Below are 6415 nucleotides of genomic sequence, written 5' to 3'. Positions count from 1 at the left end.
ACGACCACAAGGTCTTTCGAGGGAATCATCGCCACCACTTGCCGCTGATGACCGAGCATATAGTAGGTGTCGGCTGGCATCGGCGGTTCGCCCAAACCCGGCGAGGAGGTAAGCTTCAGCCAGACCTGTGCGCCATACTCGTCGTCCGGGGATTGGGGCGTGGGCTCCGTTGTGTAGGCAACCCAACCTTCGGGAAGGAGCTGCTTCCCGCGCCACTTTCCGTCGCGCAGGAACAGCAGCCCAAGCCGCGCCCAGTCCCGTGCCGAGGCATAAAGAAACGCTCCGCCCATCAGCGTGCCGGATGCATCCGGTGGCAGCAGCGCCGTCCGCATACCGAGTGGCGCGAACAGCCGCGCGCGTGGAAAGCGAAGGTAGTCGCGCTCGTGATCGAACGTCTCGCGCAGAATCCCGGACAAGATCGCGGTGGAGCCGCTGGAATACGACCAATGGGTCCCAGGCTTATGGTCCAGCGGCTGCGACGCGGCGAACTTGGCCGTATTGCCGCGAACGAACATCATTTGCGACAGGTCGGACAGCTTGTCGTCCGCGTCCTCGTCGAAGGTAAGGCCCGACGTCATGCGCATCAGCTCGTTCAGCGTGATGGCGCCGCTCGGGGCCTGCGGCTCTTGCCATTGCGGCAAGAGGCGCGTGTCGTCCAGCGCAAGAGTGCCGTCTTCGATCCGCAATCCGACCAGCGCGTTGGTGGCTGTCTTGCTCATCGACCAGCCCACGAGCGGCATGGTGGCATCGAAACCGGGCGCATAGCGCTCGGCCACTATACGACCACCTTGAACCACCACGAGGGCGCGCGTGCCCCGAGGACGCAGCGGATGCCGTTCGGCGAAGATAGCGTCGACCGCGCCGGAGGCCATCGGGCCGTCCACGCCATCGGGCCATGGAAAATTGTCCCGCCACGGGCCGGCCGAGACCTCAGCGCCCTCCGGCCATTCTGCGTTCGGGGCAGGCGGCTCGGAGGCCGGGAAGAGACCTGCAGTCTCCGCCCGGAGTTCCGATGCCGGTCTGTCGTCGATCAGTGTGCAGCCGAGGCCGTCGCGATAAATTGCAGTCCGGTGCGCAAGGCCAAACGCCGAGGCGCTGACATCCCTCTCTTTGGCATTCACTGATGGTGTGAACAGGCTCAAGGGCCCAAGGCCAGGCCCCGTGAGGTCCTGCGCCATCACATCGTCGAAAGCGCGTCCCGAGATGAAAATTCCCGCACAGAGCTGCTGGGCCATGTAGCCGGAGCCGAGCAGGGCAACGCGATAAAGCGGCGCCACCACGAACAGCGCAACCGCTGCGATTGCAACGGTAGTGACCGCCAACCAGAGTCTACCTGAGAGCAACAGAGCTTTGGGCACGAGACGCCGTCACGCCCCCTACAGTTCTTGCGCGGCCTTCAGCACCGCATCGACGTGGCCCGGCACCTTCACCTTCCGCCAGATCTCGCGGATGACGCCTGTGCCGTCGATGAGAAAGGTCGAGCGCTCAATGCCCATGTATTTGCGGCCATACATGCTCTTCTCGACCCATGTGCCATAGGCGTCGCAAACTTTGCCGTCTTCGTCCGAGGCGAGCGGAAAGGTGAGGTCGTATTTCTCCTTGAACTTGTCGTGCTTCTTCACCGGATCCTTGGAGACGCCGACGACTTTCGCCTTCGCCTTGGAGAAATCGGGGAGTACATCGCGAAAGGCACAAGCTTCGGCTGTGCAGCCGGAGGTGTCGTCCTTCGGGTAGAAATACAGGATGACGGTCTTGCCCTTGAGGTCCTTCAAGGAGATGGTACCGCCGCCGTCGGTTGGGAGGTTGAAACTTGGCGCCTTGTCGCCGGCCTCTAAACTCATACTGTGTCGTCTCCTATCAGATTCGCTTCGTCACCCGCATGTGCGGAATCGTCTGTTCGAAAAACACGCCGCCTTCCTGCGCGTAGCCGTGCTTGAGGTAGAATCCCTCGGCACCGACACGGGCATGGGCGATCATAAGCCGAAAGCCGGCGGATGTGCCCCAGCGTTCCACGTGCCTGACCAAGTGCGACCCGATACGCGCATCGCGCTTGGGCTCGGCGACGGCCATTTGCTTGAGGTGCAGCGTGGATTCATCCAACGGCCACAACGACACCGTGCCAACCACCGCGCCGCAGTCCACCGCGCAGAAATGCTGGCGCATGGTGTCGTCCGCCAGCTCCTCACGGCTCACCGTAAGCCCCAAGGGCCTGCGCAGGATGTGTTCCCGCAGGCGCAGTCCATCGTAATAGAGACCGGAGTCGAGCGGTGCCTCGAAGATCAGGATGGTCGTGCCGCGGTCCATGCCGGTCACTCCTGTTCGGGCGGCGCCTTCGCTGGAGCTTCCGCGAGACGCTCGACCATTTTCCAGAGCGCGCTGATCTGCGGCGCGTCCTTGCCAAGATAATCGAGATCCGTATAGCCCCACCAGTCCCAGCAACCTTGCGGGTTCACCGCGCTGGAGGCGATCTGCGGGAACAGGATAATGAGGTGGTTCGCGTCGGCCAACTCCGCATAGCCCGTTTCCTCGATAAACGTCCCGCCGACCCGGGCCCGGGATTGCTGGCAGCCATGGAGCGCCACATGCACGCGGCAGCCGGGAGCCTCTCGGCACGAAGGCGGAATGTAGACAACGCCTTCGTCGGCGAAGCCTTCGCCGGGCTCGGTGAATTCGGCCTGCTCGAACACGACGAATTCGCCTGTCACCTCGGAGCTCGCCGGTTTCAAGGGACCATAGATCCAGCCCAAAATGGCGCGGGCCTGGTCATAATCGCAGTCGCTCACATAGGGCGTTTCCGACAGGCCGCAGGCAGCCCCACCGTCCTCGGTGATGAAGGCATGGCCGCCGTCGCCCTCCACATAGGAGAGGTTGCCCTGGGGCACGCCCGCGCGCTCGTAGAAGCGTTTGGTAGCCTCCACCACGGGACGGCTGACTGTGGAATCCTTGTCGCCAGAATAAAGATAGACATTGTGCTTAGCGAGCGCGGACAACGGGTCGATCTTACCATCCTCCGCCAGGCTTTTGGCCCGCGCGAGCAGCGTCTCGGGGTCGGGCTCACCGAGGATTGTCTTCATGCACCCCTGGGCTGCCTTCACGGCGTTCTGGGCCACGGCCGTCGGCCAATAAGGGAACAAGCGCTCCGCCGACGTCTCGGCACAGGCGTATGGGCCGCCGGCGACAATGCCCGCGCCCACGATGTCGTCCGAATGCGCAATCTCCAACTGCCCGGCCATGAAGGCGCCCGACGACAGGCCCGAAACCGATGTCTGCGACAGCGCTGCACCGATTTTCGGCAGGGCGTCGGCGGCGGCCGGGTTGGGGGAGAGCAGGACTGCCCCGAGAAGGGCAACCATGGCTGCACCTTTCGCGGCGGCCTGCGGTCTTGGCCTGAATGTCATGGCAGAATGGTCTCCTCGGGCATGGGTCGCCGACTTTGGTCTATCCTCTTGCCGTCACACTCTAAGTTAGAGTGCGGATGCCGTTTCGGTAACACGCGTCACGGGGTCTCAATATGACCGCTCGCGCCAAAAACTACTTGCAACCGGGACTCGCGCGATGGCAAAACCGGCTCCTTATTCGACTGGATCTATGTGCTGGTTGGGGAGGACGCCATGTCCAGTGACGCCCTCTTCCAATTGGGGATGGACTTGGATCATCGTTCAAGCACCGCCCAAACGGAAGAATCGCAATCCCTGTGCCTCGATCCCAAGGGGAGCGAGGAGCGCAACGACTTTTTCTGCGAGCGAAACGGCGAGCGCTACGCCGGCACGCATTTGATCATCGATCTCGTTGGGGCGGTGCGGCTCGACGATCTAGACCACATCGAGACGACGCTGAGGCGGTGTGTGGACGCAGCACGCGCGACGCTCCTGCATATCCACCTGCATCGTTTCGCGACCAATGGCGGTGTGTCGGGCGTCGCAGTGCTCGCCGAGTCGCATATCTCGATTCATAGCTGGCCCGAACACGGCTACGCGGCGCTGGACGTCTTCATGTGCGGCTCGGCCGATCCGAACGCGACCATCGACGTAATGAAGCAGGCCTTTTCGCCCGACAAGGTCGTTGTCAAAACCGAACTTCGCGGCAGGGAGCTCGAGCGATGGAACGCTGGGTCGAAGAGACACTCCATGACGGCTTCTGCGTCCGCCTGAAGGTGGACAAGGTCCTGTTCGACAGCCAGACGGACCATCAGCAACTGATCATCTTCGACAACGAGGATTTCGGCCGCGTGATGATGCTGGACGGTGTGGTTCAGGTCTCGACGCGGGACGAGTTCGTCTATCACGAGATGATGGCTCATGTGCCGCTCTTCGCCCATGGCAAGGCCAAAAAGGTGCTCGTCGTCGGCGGCGGTGATGGTGGGGTTTTGCGCGAAGTCTTGCGGCACCCCCAAGTCAAGAGCGCTACACTGTGCGAAATCGACCGCAGCGTGATCGATCTTTGCCGCGCGCACTTTCCGGAGATCAGCCAAGGGGCGTATGACGACAAGCGCACGCGCGTGGTCATCGCCGACGGCACCAAGTTCGTGGGCGAAACGAAAGATCGCTTCGACGCAATCCTCGTGGACTCGACCGACCCCATCGGGCCGGGCGCGGTCCTCTTCACCAAAGAATTCTACGCGACGTGCCGCCGGGCGCTGAAGCCGGGCGGCGTGCTCGTTACCCAGAACGGGCTGCCTTTCCTGCAAGGTCCGGAGCTCAAGGAATCGGTTGGCTACTTCCACGCGTTGTTCAAGGATGCGTATGCCTACATGGCGACAACGCCGAGCTATTTTGGAGACGCGATGGCCTATGGTTGGGCGAGCGATGACAAGAAACTCCGGCGGCACAGCTGCAAGAAGCTTGCAAAGCGCCACGAGAAGGCAGGCGCCTTTCCGACACGCTATTGGAACCCGGAGGTGCAGGTCGCAGCCTTTGCGCTGCCCAACTATGTTCGGAACCTGGTTGAGGCTTAGCCGCGCCGGCTAAAGCTTCCCGAACACCGGAAGGTCTCCCACCAGCGGCATGCAGTAATCATAGAACGCTGCGCTGATGTTGTTGCCGTCGTCCGAGAAATCTTCCGGCATATGCCGCGCGTGGCGGGCTACCGCCGAGAGGTCGGCCCGGCTAAAAGCGCTGCGATAATCGCCGGGTACGCTCGAGGTCCGCACGATGGTGATGGACGCACCGCCGTCCCCTTCGGCAGCAAGTGTCGCCGCATGTCGGCCGACGCCACGAGCTTCCATGGCATCGACGGGGGAGGTCACCGGCCAGCAGCGCTGCAAATAGCCGAACGTATCGGCGCGGACGCGCGGCGCTTTTCCGCTCGCAGGTGTCAGCGCCTTCTTGACCGTGTCGGCAAGCCCGTCACCCAATGCGCCGGAGCCGGACAGCTGCACATTGCCGTGCGCGTCCACCTCGCCCGAACGCATGAGCTGCGGCCCGATCTCGTTGCCGTCGCTGTCTTGGATGCCCTCGCTCACGGCGACCTGGCAGCGCCCAAGATTGGTGTAGACGGCCTCCACGTCACGGAGGAAGTGGTCCATCACGAAGGGCACTTCTGGCACGTAAATCAGATGCGGTGCCGGGCGTTTGGTCGCGTCCTTGTCGGTCTCCCGCGCGCGCCGTGCAAGTGACGCCGCGGCGGTGAGAAAGCCCGCATTGCGGCCCATGACGACATTGATCTTGATGCCGCCAAGGCTGGCATTGTCCAGCGCGTCACCCATATGGGCGAGCGTCACGAAGCGCGCGGCGGAGGCAAAGCCCGGCGTGTGATCGTTTTCCATCAGATCGTTGTCGATGGTCTTGGGTACGTGAAAACAGCGCATCTCGTACCCTGCTTCGGCTGCTTTCTCACTCACGATCCGGCAGGTATCGGCGGAATCATTGCCGCCGATATAGAAGAAATAGCGGATGTCGTTCTGACGGCAGCCCTCAAGAATCTGCGCGCAATAGGCATCGTCGGGCTTGTCGCGGGTGGAGCCGAGCGCTGCGGATGGCGTCCGCGCGATGGCCTCGATGGTCTCGGCTGTAAGGCTCGTGAGATCGACCAGATCGCCGCCGTCCTTGGCGATCCCGCGCACGCCATGGCGCATGCCGTAAATTTTTTTCACCGTGCCGGACGCAACGAGGCCCGCCTGCAGGCCCTCGACGACGCCGGCCAGAGATTGGTTGATAACGGCGGTCGGCCCGCCCGATTGGCCGATGGCCGCATTGCCGGTTGGAAGATCGGACACGCGTTACCCCTCCTGCTCCTCATGGTGGCGGCACAATGCCCCGGAGCCTTGCCCCGTTGCAAGACGAAGCTGCGGTTGTCCGCAGTTTACGGAAGCAGCAAGAGATGGAGGCTGAAAAGTGCGGACTCGTCGGTCCAAACCCGGGCCGGAGTCCAGCCGGCGCGCGCCGCGAGGTCCTGGAAACGCTCCACGGTATATTTG

At 62.8% G+C, this 6415-nt stretch carries 8 protein-coding genes; 2 read left to right on the top strand and 6 right to left on the bottom strand.

Annotated elements, in window-relative coordinates:
* The 4 genes from WBQ77_RS10800 to WBQ77_RS10785 form a co-directional block, all read right to left on the bottom strand.
* Positions 1 to 1322, bottom strand: a 1322-nt coding sequence (locus WBQ77_RS10800) for a serine hydrolase domain-containing protein (RefSeq protein ID WP_424060221.1), incomplete at its 3' end; no start/stop codon positions are given.
* 54 nt (positions 1323 to 1376) lie between these two features.
* A complete protein-coding gene (gene bcp, locus WBQ77_RS10795; RefSeq protein WP_424060219.1) occupies positions 1377 to 1841 on the bottom strand; it encodes a thioredoxin-dependent thiol peroxidase in 465 nt (154 codons plus the stop codon).
* 16 nt (positions 1842 to 1857) lie between these two features.
* Entirely contained in the window at positions 1858 to 2304 is a 447-nt protein-coding gene (locus WBQ77_RS10790) for a GNAT family N-acetyltransferase (protein ID WP_424060217.1), read from the bottom strand.
* 5 nt (positions 2305 to 2309) lie between these two features.
* A complete protein-coding gene (locus WBQ77_RS10785; RefSeq protein WP_424060215.1) occupies positions 2310 to 3398 on the bottom strand; it encodes a poly(3-hydroxybutyrate) depolymerase in 1089 nt (362 codons plus the stop codon).
* 213 nt (positions 3399 to 3611) lie between these two features.
* Here WBQ77_RS10785 and speD point away from each other — a divergent pair, with 213 nt between their 5' ends.
* Together speD and speE are read left to right on the top strand one after the other, a co-directional pair.
* Positions 3612 to 4151: an adenosylmethionine decarboxylase gene (gene speD / locus WBQ77_RS10780; protein WP_424060213.1), complete on the top strand. Its 540-nt coding sequence runs from the start codon at positions 3612 to 3614 to the stop codon at positions 4149 to 4151.
* Positions 4100 to 4954 (top strand): polyamine aminopropyltransferase, encoded by an 855-nt coding sequence (gene speE / locus WBQ77_RS10775; RefSeq protein ID WP_424060211.1) that lies wholly within the window; start codon positions 4100 to 4102, stop codon positions 4952 to 4954. The genes speD and speE overlap by 52 nt, the downstream gene beginning before the upstream one ends.
* Positions 4955 to 4963: 9 nt before the next feature.
* Here speE and WBQ77_RS10770 read toward each other — a convergent pair whose 3' ends face one another.
* Both WBQ77_RS10770 and WBQ77_RS10765 read right to left on the bottom strand, forming a co-directional pair.
* The gene (locus WBQ77_RS10770; protein ID WP_424060209.1) at positions 4964 to 6214 is read right to left on the bottom strand and encodes a diphosphate--fructose-6-phosphate 1-phosphotransferase; all 1251 of its coding nucleotides are present in this window, start codon (positions 6212 to 6214) and stop codon (positions 4964 to 4966) included.
* 86 nt (positions 6215 to 6300) lie between these two features.
* Positions 6301 to 6405: a hypothetical protein gene (locus WBQ77_RS10765; RefSeq protein WP_424060223.1), complete on the bottom strand. Its 105-nt coding sequence runs from the start codon at positions 6403 to 6405 to the stop codon at positions 6301 to 6303.
* Between the last annotated feature and the right edge of the window lie 10 nt (positions 6406 to 6415).

This window comes from Methyloceanibacter sp., assembly GCF_049590335.1.
In the GTDB taxonomy this organism is placed as follows: Bacteria; Pseudomonadota; Alphaproteobacteria; order Rhizobiales; family Methyloligellaceae; genus Methyloceanibacter.
Note: the sequence above shows the minus strand (reverse complement) of the source record. Positions and strands in the feature narration are given on the sequence as shown.

Bases quoted from the DNA above. Each gene is read 5' to 3' on its own strand.
- bcp (WP_424060219.1), bottom strand. From the start codon at position 1,841: ATGAGTTTAGAGGCCGGCGACAAGGCGCCAAGTTTCAACCTCCCAACC.
- WBQ77_RS10790 (WP_424060217.1), bottom strand. From the start codon at position 2,304: ATGGACCGCGGCACGACCATCCTGATCTTCGAGGCACCGCTCGACTCC.
- WBQ77_RS10785 (WP_424060215.1), bottom strand. From the start codon at position 3,398: ATGACATTCAGGCCAAGACCGCAGGCCGCCGCGAAAGGTGCAGCCATG.
- speD (WP_424060213.1), top strand. From the start codon at position 3,612: ATGTCCAGTGACGCCCTCTTCCAATTGGGGATGGACTTGGATCATCGT.
- speE (WP_424060211.1), top strand. From the start codon at position 4,100: ATGGAACGCTGGGTCGAAGAGACACTCCATGACGGCTTCTGCGTCCGC.